This window comes from Phycisphaerales bacterium, assembly GCA_035627955.1.
Taxonomy (GTDB): Bacteria; Planctomycetota; Phycisphaerae; order Phycisphaerales; family UBA1924; genus JAEYTB01.
Map to the genome: position 1 here is coordinate 42,142 of DASPKU010000018.1, position 18,643 is coordinate 60,784.

The following is an 18,643-nucleotide window of genomic DNA, read 5'->3' on the forward strand; positions in this document are numbered from 1 at the left end:
TCCTGTCGCCCTTGGCGAAACCCGCTTGCTGACGGCGGGGTTCGCTCTTGCTCAAACCCGTTTGTTCTCGGAACACCTGTAGACGGATGGAGAGAAGAGAGATGAACGCAATCGTCAGGCTGGCCGGCGTCGCGGTGGTGGCCTTCACCATCGCCCCCGCGGCCCACGCCATCGTCCAATGGACCAACCCGTCGGGCACCGCGCTCGACTTCACCTGGTCCAACGGTTACACCAACAGCGGCTACTTCGGCAACCCGGTCATCGCCGGCAATACATTCATCTTCACGCCCTCCAACTTTGGCGCCACCTTCAACAGCCCGAAGACCGACACCCTCCAGGTCACCATCGCCGCCATCAACGGCCCGATCACCGGCGTGATCATCCGCGAGTTCGGCAACCGCTCCCACACGAGCGGCAACGTGATCAGCGGCAGCCTCTTCGTCCGCGACCTCAACGTCCCGGACTTCCCGCAGTTCCAAGACCCGCTCGTCGTCACGAACGGCACGGGCTCGCCCATTCCGTGGTCCGCGATCGCTGTCCGCAACGGCATCTCAATGAACAGCCTCCAGCTCACGCTCGTGAACAACATGAGCGCCGCCCTCAGCGGCCGCTGGAACGAGAAGACCCGCATCGAGATCGAGATCGTCCCCACGCCCGCCGCAGCGACGCTGCTCGCCGGGGCCGGCCTCATCGCCTCCGCCCGCCGTCGTCGGCGCTGAATCGCACATCACCGCATGTTTCCAATCGAACTCCGGCCCCTCAGCGGGCCGGAGTTTTTTTCTGCTCTGATCACTCAACATTGTGTCAGACTGGCCAGAACTTCATTGACAGAACACCGGTTTTCTGCTGCAATTCGCGCTGGTTCGGGGGAGCTGGGGTAGAGAGAGTGAGGCTGGGCACACCGAGCATCTGTTCACTGCTCCTCGCGATGGGCGCTATGTCGCCGCACGCGCCAGCGCAGCCGAACACCGACGCTCCTGCCAACCTCGGCCCCTGGGGCCCGCCATTCCGCGCGCAGCCCGGGGTCAAGGACTTCTCCGGCCGACTCATCGTGCGCCCCTGGCCTCTCGACAGCATGAGCGAGTTGCCCCCGCACGAAGCGCGCTCCCGTGACAGCCAGGCCCGCACCCTCGCCCGCACCTTCACGCACGAGTACGTCGCGCACGTTGACGAGTACTTCATCACCATCCCGCCCGGCTACACGGAGGACTCCCTGGGCGCGATGCTGCTCGAGTCCGGCCTGTACGAGTGGGTCCGGCCCGACTGGATTCTGTATCCCGTTCAGGCGCACCAGGTCATCCCCGACGATCCGTGGTTCGAGTCGCAGTGGCATCTGGGGCGCATCTCCGCGCCCGCGGCGTGGGACATCTCTGCCGGCTCGCCCGAGGTCATCGTCGCCGTCATCGACACCGGCGTGGACTTCACCCACCCCGACCTCGCCAGCAACATGGTCCTGGGGTACTGCTCGTACTGTGCACCGCCCCGCCCGCAGACCATCAATCCGCCCTGGAACACGATCACGCTCGATGCGAACGGGCACGGCACCGGCGTCGCCGGCGTGCTCGGCGCGGTGGGCAACAATAACCTCGGCATCTCGGGGGTCGCGTGGAACCTGCGGCTCATGCCCATCCGCGCCACCAACACCTCGGGCACGGGCGGCTCCTTCGGCAGCATCCAGAACGGCGCCATGTGGGCGTCCGCCAACGGCGCGAAGGTCATCTCCGTCAGTTTCTCTGGGGTGGAGGAGCCGCTGGTGGACACCCTCGGCGCCACCATGCGCTCCCGCAACGTGGTGCTCGTGTGGTCCATGGACAACCGCGGCGTCGACACCGCCGCCACCTTCGACCACCCCAACATCACCGTGGTCAGCGGCACGGGCGTCAACGACGAACGCTGGTGCTCGGTCGTGAACCCCACTCTCTGCTCGAGCATCGGGGGCGGCGTCGACATCGCCGCGCCGGCCCACGGCATCCGCATGACCACGATCGGCGGCGAGTACGGCGTCAACGAGGGCGTGAGCTTCGCCGCGCCGCAGGTCGCCGCGGCCATGGGCCTCATCCGCAGCGTCGCTCCCTCGCTCCTCGCGGGCGAGGTCGAGCAGGTGCTCCTCGCGGCGGCGGACGACGTCGGCCCGCCCGGCGAGGACTCGTTCTCCGGGCGCGGGCGCCTGAACGTTCGGCGCGCCATGTGGAACGCCATCATCCGTCAGCACGCCAGTTCGATGCAGCTGGGGGACTTCAACCCGCAGGCCTTCAGCATGGACGAGGTCTACGAGTTCCTCCTGCGCCCGATGGACGTGACGGGGGACGCGCTGATTGACGAGAAGGACCCACAAGCCGTGCAGGGCTTCATGCGTCGCAACGAGTTCAAGGACCTCGTCGCCGACCGGCCCTAGGTCGGACGCTCAGCGACCCTGCAGGTCCGCCTCGCCCAGCAGCCGGTACTCCTTCCGCCGCAGGATCTGCCCCGCGAGCGTGAGGTCGTCCACGGCGAGGGCGATGGTGGGGGCGGTGCTGGAGCGCAGCATCAGCGGGTAGGCGAAGTGGATGCTCAGCTCGGCCGCGAGCAGGCACAGGCACATGCTCGAGAGGCTCTGGCGCGTGCCGATCTCAACCACGAGCACATCGCGCTGGCTGTAGGGCAGGTGCTCGTTGTGCAGCACCTCCTTGGCGAGGTCCTCGTTGTTGGTGATGATGCGGACAACGGCATGATCGCTGGCCTCGTGCACCGAGATCGCGCAGATCTGCGTGCCCGAGCCCTCGAAGGCCTTGACCAGGTCGTGCAGCTTGCCGACCTTGTTCGTGAGGAAGACACTGAACTGGGTCACCGTGGGCGGCGAGTACCCGTGGGCGGTCTCCAGCGGTGTGGCGGACTGGCTCATCGTCCTGATTCCGGGTTCCAAGTTCCAGCCTGGCGGCTCCGGGCGAGCGGCACGGCGCGCCCAAGCGCCAAACGAGCGTAGCGGGGGCGGCAAGGGTCCACAAGGCCACAATTGCAAGGGGGCCGGCTGAACCGGCCCTCTTTCATCAGCACTTTAGGGCTCTTAGACGCTGAAGCTGGACCCGCACCCGCAGGAGCTGGTCGCGTTGGGGTTGTTGAACACGAAGCCCCGGCCCATCACCTCGTCCTTGAAGTCGACCGTGACGCCGTTCAGGTACAGCAGGCTCTTGGGGTCCACGATCACCCGGATACCGTGCTGGGTGAACACCTCGTCGGTGTCCTTGCGGCTCTCGGTGAGGTCCAGCAGGTAGCTGAACCCGGAGCAGCCCCCGCCCTTCACACCGACCCGGAGGCACACCTTCTCGGCGTCCAGTTCCTGGTCCTTGATGATGTGGTGGATCTCCTTGGCCGCGGTCTCGCTCAGGATGACACCGGTCACGGCATCGGACTGCTGGGGCAGGGTGGTGGTTGTGGACATATCTCGGGCTCCTTCTATCCAACAGTACGCGGTCTGTCCGGGTCTGGATTCCCGGGATACCGCCCCTGTTTGGAGTCAGCTACGGTCTCAGTGGGCGTGCTCGGGCTGCTCAATGGGCAGGTTGTTCTTGGCCTTGTAGTCATTGATCGCGGCCCGGATGGCGTCCTCGGCCAGCACGGAGCAGTGGATCTTGACCGGGGGCAGGCTGAGCTCCTCGACGATCTGGGTGTTGCGGATCGCGAGGCCCTCGTCCAGGCTCTTGCCCTTGAGCCACTCGGTGGCGACGGAGGAGCTGGCGATGGCCGAGCCGCAGCCGAAGCACTTGAACTTGGCATCCTCGATCCTGCCGGTCTGCTCGTTGACCTTGATCTGGAGCTGCATGACGTCGCCGCACTCGGGCGCGCCGACGAGGCCGACGCCCACGTCCTTGCGGGCCTTCATCTCGGCCTGGGTTCCGAAGTTGCCCACGTTGCGGGGCTTCTCGTAGTGCTCGATGATCTTCTGGGAGTATGCCATTTCTGCCTTCCTCAGTGTTCCAGGAACACTGTTACTTCTTGCCCGGATCGTTCCTCGATGTCACGCTGGATATCTGTCACTGCCCGGGCCATGTCATAGCCGTCGAACGGCCCATTGGCATGATGAATGGCGGGAAGGATCCAGATCCCGAACGACAGCTCCAGCCGGTCTTCGAACAGCTGCAGGTGAAAACGGTCCAGCACATCGCGGCGGGACTTCCGGACCGCGTCCACGGCCTCAGCCACCTTCGTCTTGTCGGGCACGAAGCTCGGGGTCATGACGCCACCATCCTGCCTGCGTAATGCACCAACGCAACCGCTGTGGCCTTGCAATCTTCAATCTGCTCCACCGAAACCGTTCCCTCAGGCCCATAGTCCGACTGCACCCGCGCCATGTACACCTCGCGCAATCGTACGCGGAGGGTCTGTGCCGAGGTCTGGCTCACCGAGGCGTAACGCCTCAGCACGGCCACGACACCGTTGATAGTCGCACGGTGATCCCAGTTGCCCTGAGCGGGAAGGTCCGCCTGAGCCGGCGTGCACAGCATGATGGCGTGCGCCGCCTGGTAGCACGCGTAGTAGAACCGGCTCGCTGACGATCGCGCGCGCCCGTCACGGCGCAGGAGCTCCGCGTCCTCGCGCGTCATCTGCGCAAGCCGGAGCCAGTCCTTCGCCCTGGGGTGCTGGGTCCCCAACTCAGTGCACCCCCCACACAACCTTGGAGAGGTCGATCCCTTCCTTGTGCATGTCGTACAGCGGGCTCAGCTCGCGGAGCTTCTTGACCGACTCGATGATTCGCTCCGCGGCGTGGTCCACCTGCTCCTGCGTGGTCCACTTGCCCATGCTCAGCCGCAGCGAGGAGTGGGCGAGGTCGTCGCCCACGCCCAAGCCCTTGAGCACGTAGCTGGGCTCGAGGCTGGCGCTGGTGCACGCGGAGCCGCTGGAGCACGCGATCTCCTTGACCGCCATCATCAGGCTCTCGCCCTCGACGAAGCCGAAGGAGATGTTCGTGATGTGCGGGAGCCGCTTCTCGCGGTGGCCGTTGACGGCGCAGGTGTCCAGCGCGCTCGTCACCTTCTGCTCCAGCCGCTGCCGCAGGGCGAGCAGGCGGGTCGCGTCCTTGTCCATCTCCGCCAGCGCGATCTCCGCGGCCTTGCCGAAGCCGACGATCCCCGGCACGTTGAGCGTGCCCGAGCGGAAGCCGCGCTCCTGCCCGCCACCGTCCACCAGCGCCGTCAGCCGCACCCGCGGTTTGCGCCGCCGCACGTACAGCGCCCCCACGCCCTTGGGCCCGTACATCTTGTGGGCGCTCATGCTGAGCAGGTCGACGTTGTCCCTGTTCACGTCCACCGGCATCTTGCCGACCCACTGGGTGGCGTCGGTGTGGAAGATCACGCCCTTCTCGTGGCACAGGGCGCCGATGGCCGGCACCTCGTTGATCGTCCCGATCTCGTTGTTGGCCCACATGATGGTCACGAGGATGGTGTCCTCGCGCATCGCGCTCTTCACCATCTCCGCCGTGACGATGCCGTCTTTGCCCGGCTCCAGGAAGGTGACGTCGAACCCCTCCTTCTGCAGCCGCTTGCACGGGTCCAGCACCGCCTTGTGCTCGATGATGCAGGAGATGATGTGCCCGCGCGGCTGGCCGGAGCCGGCCGGGGCCTTCTCGTACATGTAGGCCGCGCCCTTGATGGCGATGTTGTTGGCCTCGGTGGAGCCGGAGGTGAACACGACCTCCTTTTCGTCGGCGCCGATGAGCTTTGCGACCTGCTCACGCGCCTTGTCCACCGCGGCCTCGGCCTCCCAGCCGAACCGATGGTTGCGGCTGCCGGGGTTCCCGAACACCTGGGTGAAGTAGGGGAGCATCGCCTCCACCACCCGAGGGTCGGTGGGGGTGGTGGCGGCGTGGTCAAGATAGATGGGAGCCTGAGCGGGGGCGGGGTTTGCCATAGCGGGAGGATTCTAGGCGCGGGCTGAGTTTTAGAATCGTTCTAGAACGCTGTTCACGCCTATTGCGATTTCGCGTGCTTTTGACGCCAGCCCGCTGTTTCCTTGGTCAGTCCGCATGCGCATGAAAAACGCCGCTCTCGGGCGGCGTCAGGGTCACCAGTTGAGGCAGGTGAATGCTACTGCAGCAGGTAGGAATCCTTGGGCTCGGTCGCCTTGAACGCGTCGATCCAAGAGAGGACGAGAAGCTTGATGGTCGTCATCGGGGGAACCTCCACGGGCGCAAAGACGCCGCATGAAAGCTGCCACAGGGATCGGCCCGCGGCCAATAAAGCGCGGGAGATTTTTGCGTGTTACCGGGCCTTGGCCGCGGCGTAGCGGATTGCCGCCTCCATCCCATCCACCATCCTGGGGAGGCAGAACTCGGTCTCGACAGTCGCCAGTGCCCCCGAACTGAGGCGGGCGCGGAGGGCGTCGTCGGTCAGGAGCTGGCGGAGGGCCTGGGTGAGGGCTTCAGCGTCGCCGTCCGGGTAGACCAGGCCGTTGTGGCCATGCCGGAGGGACTCGATCTCGGGGTTCTGCTGCTCCCGCTTGTCGCTGGTGATGACCGGCAGCGAGTAACCGAAGGCGTGCAGGATGCTCAGGCCGATGTTGGCGGGGTAGCAGAAGACCTGGCTGGAGAGGAACCAGGGGGCGAGGGAGTCCTCCTCGTAGATGGCCCCGAGGAAGCGGACACGGTCGGCGATGCCCAGGGTGTCCGCGAGGGCGCGAACCTCGTCCTGACCCTGGCCTTTGCCGATGAGGGCGACGCGCAGGCGCGGGAGGTCCGGCGCGAGCTTCGCGGCGGCGCGGAGGAGCAGGTCGAGGCGGTTCGCGGGGTCGAAGCGCGAGACGTAGAGGATGGTCTGAGTGCCCACGAGGTCGTTGGTCGCCTGGAATGCGGCGAGGCGCTGCGGGTTGTTCAGCCAGGCGTCGCGGGCGGCTCGGATGGGCGTCTGGTCGAGACTGTTGAGTGCGACGAAGACGCGCTCGGGGCTGGAGGCGCCCCCGGCGATGTAGGCGCTCGCGGCCGTGCGGTTGTAGAAGAGGAGGGCCGTGCCCATGTCGGCGATGCGGCGGCGGGTGTCGGCGCGCCAGCCCGTCTCGGTCTTGGAGTAGCCGTGCCCCCAGAGGATGGTGCCGACCCCGTTGCGGCGGGCGCGGATCAGGGCGGGCACGAGGCTGAGGAAACGCGAGCTCCACGAGAGGATGACGACGTCAGCCCGCTTGAGGGTGGCGTGCGAGTACTGCGCCTTGTGCCACAAAGCTACAGAGCCCGGCAGGCCAATCGGCGTGAAAGGGACCAGCGTGCCTTTGAACCCCTCGGGCTCAACGTTTGGGATCAGCGGGTCGTGGCCGTAGAGGAGGTGCAGGTCGATGCCCGGGCGGTGCGCAAGCTCGCGGTAGACCGGGACGCGGTAGCGCGCCAGGCTTGGCTGCTGGATGACGACATGGATCGGGCTGGGTATCGGCAAACGCCGGTGTCCTCGTTGCGGCGGTGAAGTGGGCGAACAGTAGAGAAGCGGAGGTTATCAACTGGCGAAACAGATGGGACGACAGGGGTCAGGTGGGACGACCTGCCCCATACGGATGGAGGTGGCGGCACGATCCTTCGGAGTTTGTGAAAGTCTCAGGGAGGCGCGAGGTAGAGGATGGCGTCATCGAACCGCTCGGCCCAGGCGCCCTCGTTGTGCTCCGCGCCGTCGGCGATGGTGAGCTTGTGCTCGATGCCTGCGCCCTTGAGGACGGCGCTCAGGCGCTGCGCCATGGCCACGAACTTCTCGGACGTGCCGCCCGCCATGGCCTCTCTGGTGCCCATGTCCAGCCACACGCGCGGGCCCTTGAAGGGGGACTGGGACTTCTCCAGCGCCGCGGTCAGCGATTCGTTGTCCCACTGGAGCGCGGGTGACATCGCGATGACGCCGCCGAAGACGCCGGGGTGACGGCGGGCCAGCTCGAGGGAGACGAGCGCGCCCAGGGAGGAGCCGCCGATGAAGGTGTGCTCGGGGCCGCCCTTCACGCGGTAGTTGGAGGCGATGAAGGGCATGACCTCCTCGAGCAGGAACTTCCCGTACACGTCGCCCTTGCCACCAGCGTTGCGCTGGGTGTCGGGGGCGAAGCTGTACTCGTCGGTGCGGGCCTTCCCGCCGTGATCGATCGCGACCACCACCATCGGGCGCACCTTGCCGGCGGTGATCAGCTGCGTGAGCGTCTCGTCGATGCGCCACTCCTTGCCGATCGTGCTGGTCGCCGCGTCGAAGCAGTTCTGGCCGTCGTGCATGTACAGCACGTCGAAGGTCGCCTGCGGGTCCTTGTAGTAGCTGGGCGGCAGCCACACGCGGAGCATCCGCGAGCCCTTGAGGTGCTCGGAGAGCAGCAGGTCCATGCTGAGGCGGCCGACGATGCTGCTGGGGCTGGCGCTGCCCTCGCCCCACCGCACAACGGTGGCCTCGAGGACCTTGGTGTCGTTCTTGATCGCGAAGGAGCGGTTGGGGCGGTCGGAGCCGTCGGCGTTCTTCTCGACCGTGGCCCAGCTGCCGCGGGTGAACTTGAAGTCGAGAGTCTGGCCGGGGTCGGCCTCGAACTCTCCGGTGAAGGTGGTGGTGGGGTTGGCGGGGTCGCGGAAGAGGCGGAGGCCATCGGCCTTCCATCCGCCGACGGTGGGCAGCGAGCCCGCGAGGTACACCGAATCCGACGGCGGCGTGTCCGCCGGTACCTTGAGCACTACCTGCACCGTGATCGCGTGGGCAAGGGTGGCGGACATCAGGGCAGCCAGCGCGGCCAGTGTGCGCGAGAGAGTGGTCGTCATGGCCAGATCGTACCGCGCACGAAAAAGCCCGCCTTGCGGCGGGCTTCTCGAAGGACGTGCAGAAGAGTCACTCAGCGACGGCGGCGGGCCAGCGCCAGGCCGCCCAGGCCCAGCAGCGCGATCGAGCCGGGGCTGGGGATGGTGTAGGCGAGGAACTGGCCGGAACTGGAGGGAACGCCCCAGTCGTTGGTGGCCATGTCGCTGCGGCTGAGGTGATCAACGCCGGGGTCGTTGCCGCCGCCGCTGCTCATCACGTCGAAGTAGAAGGTGCCGTCGCTGGTAAGGCCCAGCAGCGAGCGGGACAGGGTGACGACCTGCGTGGTGAGGCTGGAGCCGCTGATGCCGGGGCCGGCGTATGTCGCCGCCAGCAGCGTGTTGCCGCCGAAGCCGTCCATTTGCCGGAGCTCGCCGCCAAAGTTGCTGCCGCCGTCATCGGCCCAGGTGCCAACCCAGAAGTCGATGCCCTGGCCGTTCCAGCTGATGGGGCGACCCCAGCCGTTGCCCGCGTCGTTGGCGCCGCCCGCGCCGTTGATGGCGATCATGTACTTGCCCCAGGTGGGGTTGGACACATCGCCGCGGGTGGTGATCTCGAAGGTGATAGTGCTCGCGTCGTGGGTCACGAGCACGCTGGCGATGTCCAGGTGCGCGTGGTTGTTGTCGAAGATCTCGTTCTGAGTGTCGGTGTAGATGGCGCCCTGCGCCATACCAGCCGCCGCGAGCGCGACGGCAACAGTGATGCCTGCCAGCTTCATCTTGTCTCTCCCTGGGCTTTCGCCCAAATCGGTCTCTGACGCCAGCGCGGTCACGCGCAGGCGGTATCTCCTGATGCCGCACAGGGTACCAGCACGGCCGGATTCAGCAACAGGGGCGTCGGCAAAATGAGCCGGACGGAGGCCTGGAGTGGTGGCCGATAATGCACGCGATCCCCGATTCCGGGGTCAGCGTGGCTCCCGACGGCTGTGACGGTGCGGGCGGGTCTTCAACTCCTCCCGATCTTCGCTGGTTTACCGAGCCGCCGGCCAACGACAAGGGCCCGGAGGTTTGTACCTCCGGGCCCTATCTATTCACGAGAGCACGCGCTGTTGCTCAGCAGGGATTGCCGCCCAGCACGCGGAAGAACGCCTCGATGTCCTGATCCGTGCCGAAGTCGCCGTCGCCGTTGAAGTCGCTGCCCTGGCAGTAGCAGGTGTCGCAGCAGGTTCCGCCCAGGCACGCGAAGAATGCCTCGATGTCCTGGTCGGTGCCGCTGTCGCCGTCGCCGTTGTAGTCCTGCGGGCCGCACTGGTTGCCCGGGCACTCGGGGCCGACGGAGACCTTGTCCAGGGCGTCGGGGATGGGCTGGGCGATCCACAGCGTCTGCGTGGCGGCGTTGAACGCCATCTCGCAGGGGCTGCCCGAGAGCGGCGTCTCGTCGATGAACGAGCTGGCCGCGCCCGCGGCGCTCACGCGCCAGAGCTTGCCGCCGGTGTTGTTGTTGAGGCCCGCGGCATAGAGCATGCCGTCGTGCAGGGCCGCGGCCCGCACCGAGCCGCCCGTGGGGATGGTGGCGACGATGCTGTTGCTGCTGGTGTCGAACACCTGCACGCCGGGGTTGGTGATGTTGGTGCCGATGTAGACGAACTGCCCGGCGGGGTCGATGTTCATGGTGAGCGGGTAGGGGTTGCAGGGCACGGCCGTGACCTGCGCGCTGGCGGCGCCGTTGATGTTGACCACGGCGATCTTGGAGGCCGTGGGGCTGAAGTTCATGCCCGCTAGCACGGTGTAGAGCTTCGTGCCGTCGGGGCTGAACACGGCCCGCATGGGGAACTCGGGCGTGGCGAAGCCGGGGATGGTGCCGACCTCGACGTCGGTGATGATGGTGCGCGTGGCGGTGTTGATGAGGCGGATCTTGTCCTCGAAGCTCACGCACACCGCGAGGATGGAGCCGTCGGGGGAAAGCTCGATGCCGCTGATGTCGCTGTACGCGGCGTACTGGGCGTTGCCGGTTTGGCCCGCGAGCACGGTGCCGGCGATGCTGCTGGCGGCGCCGGCGATGTTGATGACGTAGATGGTGTCGGTCCCCGCGAGGGAGAGCACGTAGGCCTTGCTGCCGTCTGGGGAGATCTTCACCTTGCCGGGGCGGGTGGGCGTCGAGAGATGGGCCACCCGAGTGCGGCTGGCGATGTCAACGATGGAAACGGTGCCCGAGCCGTCGTCGGTGTTGCACACCACGGCGTACTGGCCGTTGGGCGTAACGGCGAGGTCGAGCACGCGGTCGCCCGTGTTGACGTAGCCCAGCGTGGCGTTGGTGTGGCCGTCGATGATGGTGACGTTGCGGCTGGAGAGGTTGCCCGCGACCACGACGCTGCCGTCGGCGGAGGTGGCGACGACGCGGGTGCTGTCACCCTCCGGCGGGGGGCCGCTGAGGGCGAAGCCCTCGAACGAGCTGGCCGCGCCGTTGATGTTGTAGACGTGGATGTCCTCGCGGAAGCGGTTGTTGAGGGCCACGGCCCGCAGCTGCGTGGGGCTGATGGCGGCGTCGGCGCACGCGGCGAAGGTGAGGTTCGCGACCGCCGACTGGCTGGCGATGCTGATCACACGCGAGGTGAAGTTGGACACGAAGATGTACTGGTTGTCGAAGGACAGCTCCAGGTCGCCCACGATGCCGGTGGAGACGGTGGCGGTGCGCACGCCGTCGCTGAGGCGGTGGAAGACAGTGTTATTCGAGATCGCGGCCACCGCGTACTGCTTGTCGGGCGTGATCTTGATGACCTGGCCCTCGAGGCTGTCGGTGAGACCCGACAGCACGGTGGCGGTGCCGTTCACGAGGTCAACCTTGGTGATCTTCCGCTCGTTGCCCTCGTGCCCGATCACGGCGGTCGTGCCGTCCGGGTGAATGTCGATGGAGCGGCCGCCGGGGGCCGTGGGAATGTTCATCACCATCGCGCCGTCGCTGACGTTGAAGGCCACCACGCGACCGGGGGCGATGTTGTCGGGGACCACGATGCGGGTGCCGTCGGGCGTGAGGGCCCACTTGCTCCACAGGCCCGAACTGATGCCCACCTCGGGCGTGGCGAAGGCGCCGATCGCGCCCATCGACGTGCCGGGGAAGGAGCGAACTTCGCTGAGCGTGCTCAGGCTGACCACCGAGAACGTCGCGTTCACGGCGTCGTTGGTGACCGACACCACGGCGAACTGGCTGTCGGGTGTGATGGCGACGCGGAAGGGCTGCGTGCCGGTGATGGGCACGTTGCCCAGCAGCGTGTGCGTGGGGATGTGCACCACGGACACGGAGTTGCTGAAGACGTTGCTGCACACGGCGTACTGGCCGTTGGGCGAGACCGCGACGTGGTTGGGGAAGAACTCCACCTCGACCGAGTGCGTCACCGTGCGGGTGTTGACGTTTAAGAACGTCATGAGGCCGTTGGCGACCCCCGTGCCCTGGTTGACGATCACGGCGGTGGTGCCGTCGGGCGTGAAGGCGACGTCACGGGGGATGTCGCCGTCGGGCACGCCATTGACGTCGACGAACTCGGCGAGCAAGCGAGACGCGTAGGGCGCGGGCAGCGGCAGCGGGCGCGGGGCGTCCCAGATCTCGGTGCAGTGCGCGGGCGCGCCCTCGGTGTTCACGGTTTCAACGGGCTGCGCGAAGGCCATCCCCGCGCTCATCACAAGCACCGCAGCAACAGATCGTGCCAGCATGATCGTCCTTTCGTTCGAGCGGGGCGCACCGCCGCCGCTGATCCAGAGTCTTCGAACCGTTCCGACGCACGGCCCCGGCCCGCTACGGCCAGCCGCGGCGGCCAACCACTTCTCGAGCGGTCTCAGCAGGGGCTGCCGCCCAGCACGCGGAAGAAGGCCTCGATGTCCTGGTCGGTGCCGATGTCGCCGTCGCCGTTGAAGTCGGCCCCGCCGCAGAAGCAGGTGTCGCAGCAGGTCCCGCCCAGGCAGGCGAAGAAGGCCTCGATGTCCTGGTCGGTGCCCGAGTCGCCGTCGCCGTTGAAGTCCTGGGAGCCGCACTCCGGCGGACAGCCGCCCCCACCGACCACGACCCGCAGAATGGGCGTGTTCGGGGCGGTCAGGTTGATGACGTTCGGGAAGTTGGGGTTGCTGGTGGGCACCACGCGCACGCCGACGTGCGTGGCCCCGCCGCTGATCAGCGCCTGGACGGCTGGCGTGGCGTCGATGTTGACGTCGACGAAGGTCTGGGTCGGCGGGTGGTACGTGGCCGTGCCGACGACCGTCGCGGGAATATTGAAGTCGCTGAGGGTGACGGTGCCGTCAGCGCCGTAGACCTCGACGTTGAAGTTGCGCGGCCCGTTGTCCTGCGCATTGTTTACCACGATGCGGAACAGGATGTTGGCGCTGGCAAGGGTCTGGCCCGCGAGGGCGGTGGTGTCGAACTCGAGCATGGCGCGGTCCTCGGCTGAGCCGGTGCGCCGGATGAGGGTGTTGAACCCGCCGGTGGTGGTCAGGAGCTCGGGCGACCCGCCCAGCGGGCTGTCGCGCCCGCTGCCGATGGAGACGGGCGAGAGGTCCTGCGCGAGCGCTGGGAAGGTGACGCCGGCGAGAACGAGGAACGGAATGAGCTTGGACTGCATGAGGGTCTCCTGGTGACTCGAACTGACATCCCCACCCCCCGCTACAACGAGCCGAGATTACCGGATGCGAAGGCCGCGCCAAGGGTCACTTGGCAGAAAGCCTGTGGCGGATCAGTGCTCAGCAGGCGTTGCCGCCCAGCACGCGGAAGAAGGCCTCGATGTCCTGATCGGTGCCGGTGTCACCGTCGCCGTTGAAGTCGGCCCCGCCGCAGAAGCAGGTGTCGCAGCAGGTCCCGCCGAGGCACGCGAAGAACGCCTCGATGTCCTGGTCGGTGCCGCTGTCGCCATCGCCGTTGTAGTCCTGCGGCCCGCAGCCATCCGGGCAGCCGCCCGCGGGAGTAACGGTGAGACGCAGGGCGAGCATGCCCTGCGCGTACCAGGAATCAGTCTGCGTATAGCTCGAGACGCCAATGGCCTGCGTGCCCGCGGCACTGGCCGATTCAACATGGCCGGTGGTGGAGACACCGTTGCCGGTGTGGCGGATCGTGATCAACAGGCTACCGCCGGTGTAGAAGTAGGGGGTGGTGAAGGTGATGTCGGTGCCCCAGGGGTTCGGGGTTGGCGCGGGCGAGCCACCGGGGAACGCGCCGGGCGCGAGGGTCAGTGAGCCCGAGCGGACCATGACCGCGCCGGCTCCGATGTTGTTCGTGTACGTGCTGCTCATCTGACCGGCGATTGCATCGCTGGGGCTGAGGGTCATATCCCAGTTCGCGAAGGTCAGCTGAGTGGTGGGCCAGCTCGGGAACGGGAAACTCGGGAGCGTCGCCGGCGGGCGACGGAAGGCGAGCGCCGTGATATTGACGTTGGTGGGCATGCCCGCGGCCTGCAGCGCCGCCTCGTTCATCAGAATCTGATAGCTGCGGGCGTCACGGTGGAACACCGTGCTGAACCCCCCCGAGGTTCCGCTCGCTTCGATGCCCGCGGGCATCGAGACGGTCTGGGCCGAAGCCGCGGCCGCGAGGGTCAGGGACGACAGCACGCCGACGCACATCCGGTTCCGCATGGTGGCACTCCAGGTTGGCTGAGGCTCCAGAATACTGGTGTGGTGTGCTCGTGCAAGCACATCCAGCCCCAACTCGCGGAATCGAAAGCGGAGGCATCGCGGGGCATTTCAGGATGTCACACGCGACGAAAGGTCCGGGCGAGCCACGCTCAAGCGGCCTGAGATCATGGCCCCTTCGGGGCGGGCGTTTCAGCGCCTGTTGCACCATCGGTCGTGGGCGGTGGCGGGGAGGGTGCTCCAGTATCGCCGGTGGTCCCGGTTCGGCCGGTCCCCGCGCCAGAACCGCTGCCGCTGCCCGTACCTGTGCCGCCTCCAGGGCCAGGCCCGCCAACCTCGCCGTCGAGGTCGGTGTCGTCCTGGGTGCCCACCACGCCGTCCTTCCCGGGGAGGATGACGACGAAGGTGGTGGGGGAGTTGACGCGGTAGCCCAGGGTGTTGCCGCGCCGGTCGGTGATGGTGGTGCCCGGGTACTTAGTGGTGAGCTCGTTCAGGTCGGCAGGGAGGCGGCCATTGGCCTGGTAGAACTGCTGCACGTTCGTGTGCACCTCGATGGCGCCACGGTACTCCTTGACCAGCGTGAAGATCCCAACACCGATGCCGCCGAAGAAGATCATCACGGCGAGCAGGATGGCGGTGCCGATCAGGCCCAGGACCAGGCCGGCGATGGCGAGGCCGCGGGGTTCCTTGCGGAGGGCCGCTGCGGAGAGGATCAGCCCCCAGCGGGCAGAGGATGAGCACGCCAAAGCACCCGCCCAGGAATCCCACGAGCGAGACAACAAACCCGGCGATGCCGAGGCCGTTGGTTTCGGGCTTCTGGTACGCGTACGGATCGCCTGGGTAGCTGGACATCGAGGGTCCCCCGTGGAGGTGTGGGGCCCCAATCTACGGGAAGGGTGCGGGACCCGCCAGTGGGGGGCGGAGGAGTGGGGTGCCGGAGGCGGTTGCGGGGCGGCCCGCGGGTCGACGTCTCCGAGTGGTCGACCTAACCTTCCTCCCCTGTCGTCCCCTGCCGGGGTCGGTGGCGGTTTGGGCAGAACGTCCAGAAGGCTGCAGGTCGGGCTGAAGGCCCGCCCCCCCGCTCCGAGGCTTACTTAAGGGAACACGCGTGAAGATCCGCACCGACGAAATCGCATCCGTCATCAAGCAGGAAATCGAGCAGTTCGGCGCCGCCCTGGAGGTCTCCGAGGTCGGGCGCGTGGTCGAGGTCGGTGACGGCATTGCCCGCATCTACGGCCTGTCCAAGGCCATGGCCGGCGAGCTCCTCGAGTTCCAGACCACCGGGGGCGCGGTCATGGGCCAGGTGTTCAACCTCGAGCTCGACACCGTCGGCGCGGTCATCTACGGCGACTACCTCCAGGTGAAGGAGGGCGACATGGTCAAGGCGACCGGCCGCCTCCTCGAGGTGCCCGTCGGTGAGTCGCTGCTCGGGCGCGTCGTGAACCCGCTGGGCCAGCCGCTGGACGACGCGGGCCCCATCACGGCCGCGGAGTACCGCAAGGTTGACATCATCGCCCCGGGCATCGCCGAGCGGCAGCCGGTGCACGAGCCCATGCAGACGGGCATCAAGGCCATCGACGCCATGATCCCGATCGGGCGCGGGCAGCGGGAGCTGATCATCGGCGACCGCAAGACGGGCAAGACCGCGGTCGCGATCGACGCCATCATCAACCAGAAGGAGTTCTGGGGCACCGACAAGGCGGTGGTGTGCGTGTACGTCGCCATCGGCCAGAAGGAGTCCACCGTCGCGGGCGTGGTGGAGATCCTCAAGAAGAACGGCGCGATGGACTACACCATCGTCGTCAACGCTTCGAGCTCCGACCCCGCCCCCATGCAGTACGTGGCGCCCTACTCGGGCACGGCCATGGCCGAGTACTTCATGTGGTCGGGCCACAAGGACTTCAAGCAGAAGACGCTGCTCGGCAACGGCGCGCCGATGCCCAAGCACGCCCTGTGCGTGTACGACGACCTCTCCAAGCAGGCCGTGGCGTACCGCCAGCTGTCGCTGCTGCTGCGTCGCCCCCCGGGCCGCGAGGCGTACCCCGGCGACGTGTTCTACCTCCACAGCCGCCTGCTCGAGCGCGCCACCAAGCTCTCTGACGAGAACGGCGCCGGCTCCATCACCTCGCTCCCCGTCATCGAGACGCAGGAGGGCGACGTGTCGGCCTACATCCCGACCAACGTGATCTCGATCACCGACGGCCAGATCTACCTCGAGCCCGAGCTCTTCTTCTCCGGCGTGCGTCCCGCCATCAACGTGGGTATCTCGGTCAGCCGCGTGGGTGGCAACGCCCAGGTGAAGGCCATGAAGCAGATCGCCGGCTCGCTGCGACTGGACCTCGCGGCCGCCCGCGAGCTCGAGGCCTTCGCGCAGCTGGGCACCGAGCTGGACAAGGCCACCCAGCGGCAGCTGGACCGCGGCCGCCGCATGGTCGAGCTGCTCAAGCAGGGGCAGTACACGCCCTTCAACGTGGTGGACCAGATCATCTCCATCTTCGCCGGCACCCGCGGCTACATGGACGACGTCCCCGTCCCGGCCGTGCGCGCCTTCGAGGCCGGCCTGCTCGAGTACTTCAACACCGTTGCTAAACCCCTCCGCGACGAGCTCGCCGCTTCGCTCGACATCAAGAAGGTCGAGAAGAAGATGGAGGAGGCAGTGAAGACCTTCAAGAGCGGGTTCAAGGCCTGAGATAGCCCATCAGCGAACAACCCAAAGCCCAGGGATCACGATCCCTGGGCTTTTTCGTTCGTGCACCATGATCTTCCAACCGGCCCCGTGTGCCAGTACGCTCACCCCCATGGTGCACGAGCGGCGCTGGCGGCGGGCGTTCCGGTGGTCGGCAGCGATCGCGGGCGTGTGCATGGCGGGGTTCTTCTTGAGCCCCTTTGAGCCCATGTGGGTCTCGCAGCCGCGCATGATCCAGACCAGCCCGCCCGTGAGCTGGATGATGGGGCTGCGGCGCGGCATGCTGCAGGCCTCGGGCAACTTCGCCGCCGAGCGCCGCGGCTGGCGGGCCCTGGGCGCCTGGGACCACCACAAGCTCGACTACTTCCCCCGCCGCGCCCCGCTCATCACGCTGGAGCGGATGAAGACCCCCGCGGGCACGCCCGGGGCGTGGTACTTCTGCCTCGACCTGCCGCTGGTGTACCCCGCGTTCGCCTTCGGCGTGACCGCCCTCGCCACCGGCGCCCGCTGGGCCCGCCTCGCCCACCGGAGGCGCAAGGGCTGGTGCCTGCGCTGCCGCTACGACCGCGCGGGGCTGAGCCCCCAGGCCGCGTGCCCGGAGTGCGGGTGGACGCCGGTGAGTGATTCATTAGCGCCGGCCGTGAAGTAAGGCGGGCGAGCGAGCCGCGCTGGTAGGCTGCCGTGATGCTCCGGCCGAGTTTCACCACCTCCGCCACGAATCGATGGGGATTCAAGCTCGCCCGCGTGGGGGTGTGCCTGTTCGCAGGCGCGGTGGTCACGTGGGGGGTGGCGTGGGGGTGTGCGCTGTGGTTCGCCAGCGGAAGTAAGGTCCAGTACAACCAGCGCTGGGCACGCATGGTGAACAACGTGCCGGTCATCGGCAGGCTGAGCGCGGCGATCACAGCGGGGCCCGGCTACCAGTGCTGGACCCTTCTCAGCCCGGCGGAAGCAGGAACGATCATTCCACCCACCGCGGACCCGGTACATGTGGAGTTCTGGATGCTTCCGCACAACCCCGGTGATGTCATCACCCAGAGCTTGCGGGTTGGGATGCCCTGCTACGCGATGTACACGCATGGACCCGCCTCGAGCGCTCTTGCGTACGACGACCCTCGCGGCATCGACATGTGGGAAGGCGAGCTTCCTACCCGCCTCCTCCCCCTCGGCTTCACCCTCAACACTCTCCTCTACGCCGGCGTGACGCTGGGCCTCGTCGAGGGCGTCGCGTTCACGCGGCGGCGGAGGCGGCGCAACAAAGGCCGTTGCCCCTCGTGCGGCTACGACCGCGGCGGGATCGCAGTTGACGCGGCGTGCCCGGAGTGCGGGGGGAAGGCGTGAGGAAGAAGCGTTGGGCCATAAAGGTTGTCCTCTGCTTGCTCGCGGGTGCGGTGGTCACGTGGGGGGTGGCGTGGGGGTGTGCGCTGTGGTTCGCCAGCGGAAGTAAGGTCCAGTACAACCAGCGCTGGGCACGCATGGTGAACAACGTGCCGGTCATCGGCAGGCTGAGCGCGACGATCACAGCGGGGCCCGGCTACCAGTGCTGGACCCTTCTCAGCCCGGCGGAAGCAGGAACGATCATTCCACCCACCGCGGACCCGGTACATGTGGAGTTCTGGATGCTTCCGCACAACCCCGGTGATGTCATCACC

Annotated in this window: 19 protein-coding genes; 6 read left to right on the top strand and 13 right to left on the bottom strand. The window is 67.2% G+C overall.

Annotated elements, in window-relative coordinates; all coding sequences use genetic code 11:
• Window positions 1-101 precede the first annotated feature (101 nt).
• Together VD997_14640 and VD997_14645 are read left to right on the top strand one after the other, a co-directional pair.
• Window positions 102-719, top strand: coding sequence for a hypothetical protein (locus tag VD997_14640; GenBank protein ID HYE63230.1), 618 nt, complete (start codon window positions 102-104; stop codon window positions 717-719).
• A 356-nt stretch (window positions 720-1,075) separates the two neighbouring features.
• Window positions 1,076-2,395: a S8 family serine peptidase gene (locus VD997_14645; protein ID HYE63231.1), complete on the top strand. Its 1,320-nt coding sequence runs from the start codon at window positions 1,076-1,078 to the stop codon at window positions 2,393-2,395.
• Window positions 2,396-2,404: 9 nt separating this feature from the next.
• Here VD997_14645 and VD997_14650 read toward each other — a convergent pair whose 3' ends face one another.
• The 13 genes from VD997_14650 to VD997_14710 all read right to left on the bottom strand — a co-directional run bounded on the left by VD997_14650 (window position 2,405) and on the right by VD997_14710 (window position 15,054).
• Complete coding sequence (locus VD997_14650) at window positions 2,405-2,881, bottom strand: hypothetical protein (protein ID HYE63232.1); 477 nt, start codon at window positions 2,879-2,881, stop codon at window positions 2,405-2,407.
• Between the two features lie 162 nt (window positions 2,882-3,043).
• Window positions 3,044-3,418 (bottom strand): iron-sulfur cluster assembly accessory protein, encoded by a 375-nt coding sequence (locus VD997_14655; GenBank protein ID HYE63233.1) that lies wholly within the window; start codon window positions 3,416-3,418, stop codon window positions 3,044-3,046.
• 87 nt (window positions 3,419-3,505) lie between these two features.
• On the bottom strand, window positions 3,506-3,934 hold the full coding sequence (iscU, locus tag VD997_14660; protein ID HYE63234.1) for a Fe-S cluster assembly scaffold IscU: 429 nt from the start codon (window positions 3,932-3,934) through the stop codon (window positions 3,506-3,508).
• Window positions 3,935-3,945: 11 nt separating this feature from the next.
• Window positions 3,946-4,212: a hypothetical protein gene (locus tag VD997_14665; GenBank protein ID HYE63235.1), complete on the bottom strand. Its 267-nt coding sequence runs from the start codon at window positions 4,210-4,212 to the stop codon at window positions 3,946-3,948.
• Window positions 4,209-4,628, bottom strand: coding sequence for a hypothetical protein (locus VD997_14670; protein ID HYE63236.1), 420 nt, complete (start codon window positions 4,626-4,628; stop codon window positions 4,209-4,211). Before VD997_14670 ends, VD997_14665 begins: the two co-directional genes overlap by 4 nt.
• 1 nt (window position 4,629) lies before the next feature.
• Entirely contained in the window at window positions 4,630-5,883 is a 1,254-nt protein-coding gene (locus tag VD997_14675) for an IscS subfamily cysteine desulfurase (protein ID HYE63237.1), read from the bottom strand.
• Window positions 5,884-6,233: 350 nt separating this feature from the next.
• A complete protein-coding gene (locus VD997_14680; GenBank protein HYE63238.1) occupies window positions 6,234-7,394 on the bottom strand; it encodes a glycosyltransferase family 4 protein in 1,161 nt (386 codons plus the stop codon).
• A gap of 155 nt (window positions 7,395-7,549) precedes the next feature.
• The gene (locus tag VD997_14685; protein HYE63239.1) at window positions 7,550-8,728 is read right to left on the bottom strand and encodes an alpha/beta hydrolase-fold protein; all 1,179 of its coding nucleotides are present in this window, start codon (window positions 8,726-8,728) and stop codon (window positions 7,550-7,552) included.
• 71 nt (window positions 8,729-8,799) lie between these two features.
• Window positions 8,800-9,480, bottom strand: coding sequence for an MYXO-CTERM sorting domain-containing protein (locus VD997_14690; protein HYE63240.1), 681 nt, complete (start codon window positions 9,478-9,480; stop codon window positions 8,800-8,802).
• A 334-nt stretch (window positions 9,481-9,814) separates the two neighbouring features.
• Window positions 9,815-12,409, bottom strand: coding sequence for a YncE family protein (locus tag VD997_14695; GenBank protein ID HYE63241.1), 2,595 nt, complete (start codon window positions 12,407-12,409; stop codon window positions 9,815-9,817).
• 122 nt (window positions 12,410-12,531) lie between these two features.
• Complete coding sequence (locus VD997_14700; protein ID HYE63242.1) at window positions 12,532-13,308, bottom strand: hypothetical protein; 777 nt, start codon at window positions 13,306-13,308, stop codon at window positions 12,532-12,534.
• Between the two features lie 118 nt (window positions 13,309-13,426).
• Window positions 13,427-14,311: a hypothetical protein gene (locus VD997_14705; GenBank protein ID HYE63243.1), complete on the bottom strand. Its 885-nt coding sequence runs from the start codon at window positions 14,309-14,311 to the stop codon at window positions 13,427-13,429.
• 164 nt (window positions 14,312-14,475) lie between these two features.
• On the bottom strand, window positions 14,476-15,054 hold the full coding sequence (locus VD997_14710) for a hypothetical protein (protein HYE63244.1): 579 nt from the start codon (window positions 15,052-15,054) through the stop codon (window positions 14,476-14,478).
• A 362-nt stretch (window positions 15,055-15,416) separates the two neighbouring features.
• Here VD997_14710 and atpA point away from each other — a divergent pair, with 362 nt between their 5' ends.
• From atpA to VD997_14730, 4 genes are all read left to right on the top strand, one after another.
• Complete coding sequence (gene atpA / locus VD997_14715; protein ID HYE63245.1) at window positions 15,417-16,997, top strand: F0F1 ATP synthase subunit alpha; 1,581 nt, start codon at window positions 15,417-15,419, stop codon at window positions 16,995-16,997.
• Window positions 16,998-17,106: 109 nt separating this feature from the next.
• A complete protein-coding gene (locus tag VD997_14720) occupies window positions 17,107-17,643 on the top strand; it encodes a hypothetical protein (GenBank protein HYE63246.1) in 537 nt (178 codons plus the stop codon).
• 35 nt (window positions 17,644-17,678) lie between these two features.
• Window positions 17,679-18,332, top strand: coding sequence for a hypothetical protein (locus VD997_14725; GenBank protein HYE63247.1), 654 nt, complete (start codon window positions 17,679-17,681; stop codon window positions 18,330-18,332).
• The coding region (locus tag VD997_14730) for a hypothetical protein (GenBank protein HYE63248.1) at window positions 18,329-18,643 on the top strand (315 nt) is incomplete at its 3' end. The genes VD997_14725 and VD997_14730, both read left to right, overlap by 4 nt.

Excerpts from the sequence above, each read along its gene's own strand:
- VD997_14725 (HYE63247.1), top strand. The coding sequence starts at position 17,679 with ATGCTCCGGCCGAGTTTCACCACCTCCGCCACGAATCGATGGGGATTC.
- VD997_14690 (HYE63240.1), bottom strand. The coding sequence starts at position 9,480 with ATGAAGCTGGCAGGCATCACTGTTGCCGTCGCGCTCGCGGCGGCTGGT.
- VD997_14640 (HYE63230.1), top strand. The coding sequence starts at position 102 with ATGAACGCAATCGTCAGGCTGGCCGGCGTCGCGGTGGTGGCCTTCACC.
- VD997_14695 (HYE63241.1), bottom strand. The coding sequence starts at position 12,409 with ATGCTGGCACGATCTGTTGCTGCGGTGCTTGTGATGAGCGCGGGGATG.
- VD997_14655 (HYE63233.1), bottom strand. The coding sequence starts at position 3,418 with ATGTCCACAACCACCACCCTGCCCCAGCAGTCCGATGCCGTGACCGGT.
- VD997_14685 (HYE63239.1), bottom strand. The coding sequence starts at position 8,728 with ATGACGACCACTCTCTCGCGCACACTGGCCGCGCTGGCTGCCCTGATG.
- VD997_14645 (HYE63231.1), top strand. The coding sequence starts at position 1,076 with ATGAGCGAGTTGCCCCCGCACGAAGCGCGCTCCCGTGACAGCCAGGCC.
- iscU (HYE63234.1), bottom strand. The coding sequence starts at position 3,934 with ATGGCATACTCCCAGAAGATCATCGAGCACTACGAGAAGCCCCGCAAC.
- VD997_14705 (HYE63243.1), bottom strand. The coding sequence starts at position 14,311 with ATGCGGAACCGGATGTGCGTCGGCGTGCTGTCGTCCCTGACCCTCGCG.
- VD997_14665 (HYE63235.1), bottom strand. The coding sequence starts at position 4,212 with ATGACCCCGAGCTTCGTGCCCGACAAGACGAAGGTGGCTGAGGCCGTG.
- VD997_14720 (HYE63246.1), top strand. The coding sequence starts at position 17,107 with ATGGTGCACGAGCGGCGCTGGCGGCGGGCGTTCCGGTGGTCGGCAGCG.
- VD997_14675 (HYE63237.1), bottom strand. The coding sequence starts at position 5,883 with ATGGCAAACCCCGCCCCCGCTCAGGCTCCCATCTATCTTGACCACGCC.
- VD997_14700 (HYE63242.1), bottom strand. The coding sequence starts at position 13,308 with ATGCAGTCCAAGCTCATTCCGTTCCTCGTTCTCGCCGGCGTCACCTTC.
- VD997_14650 (HYE63232.1), bottom strand. The coding sequence starts at position 2,881 with ATGAGCCAGTCCGCCACACCGCTGGAGACCGCCCACGGGTACTCGCCG.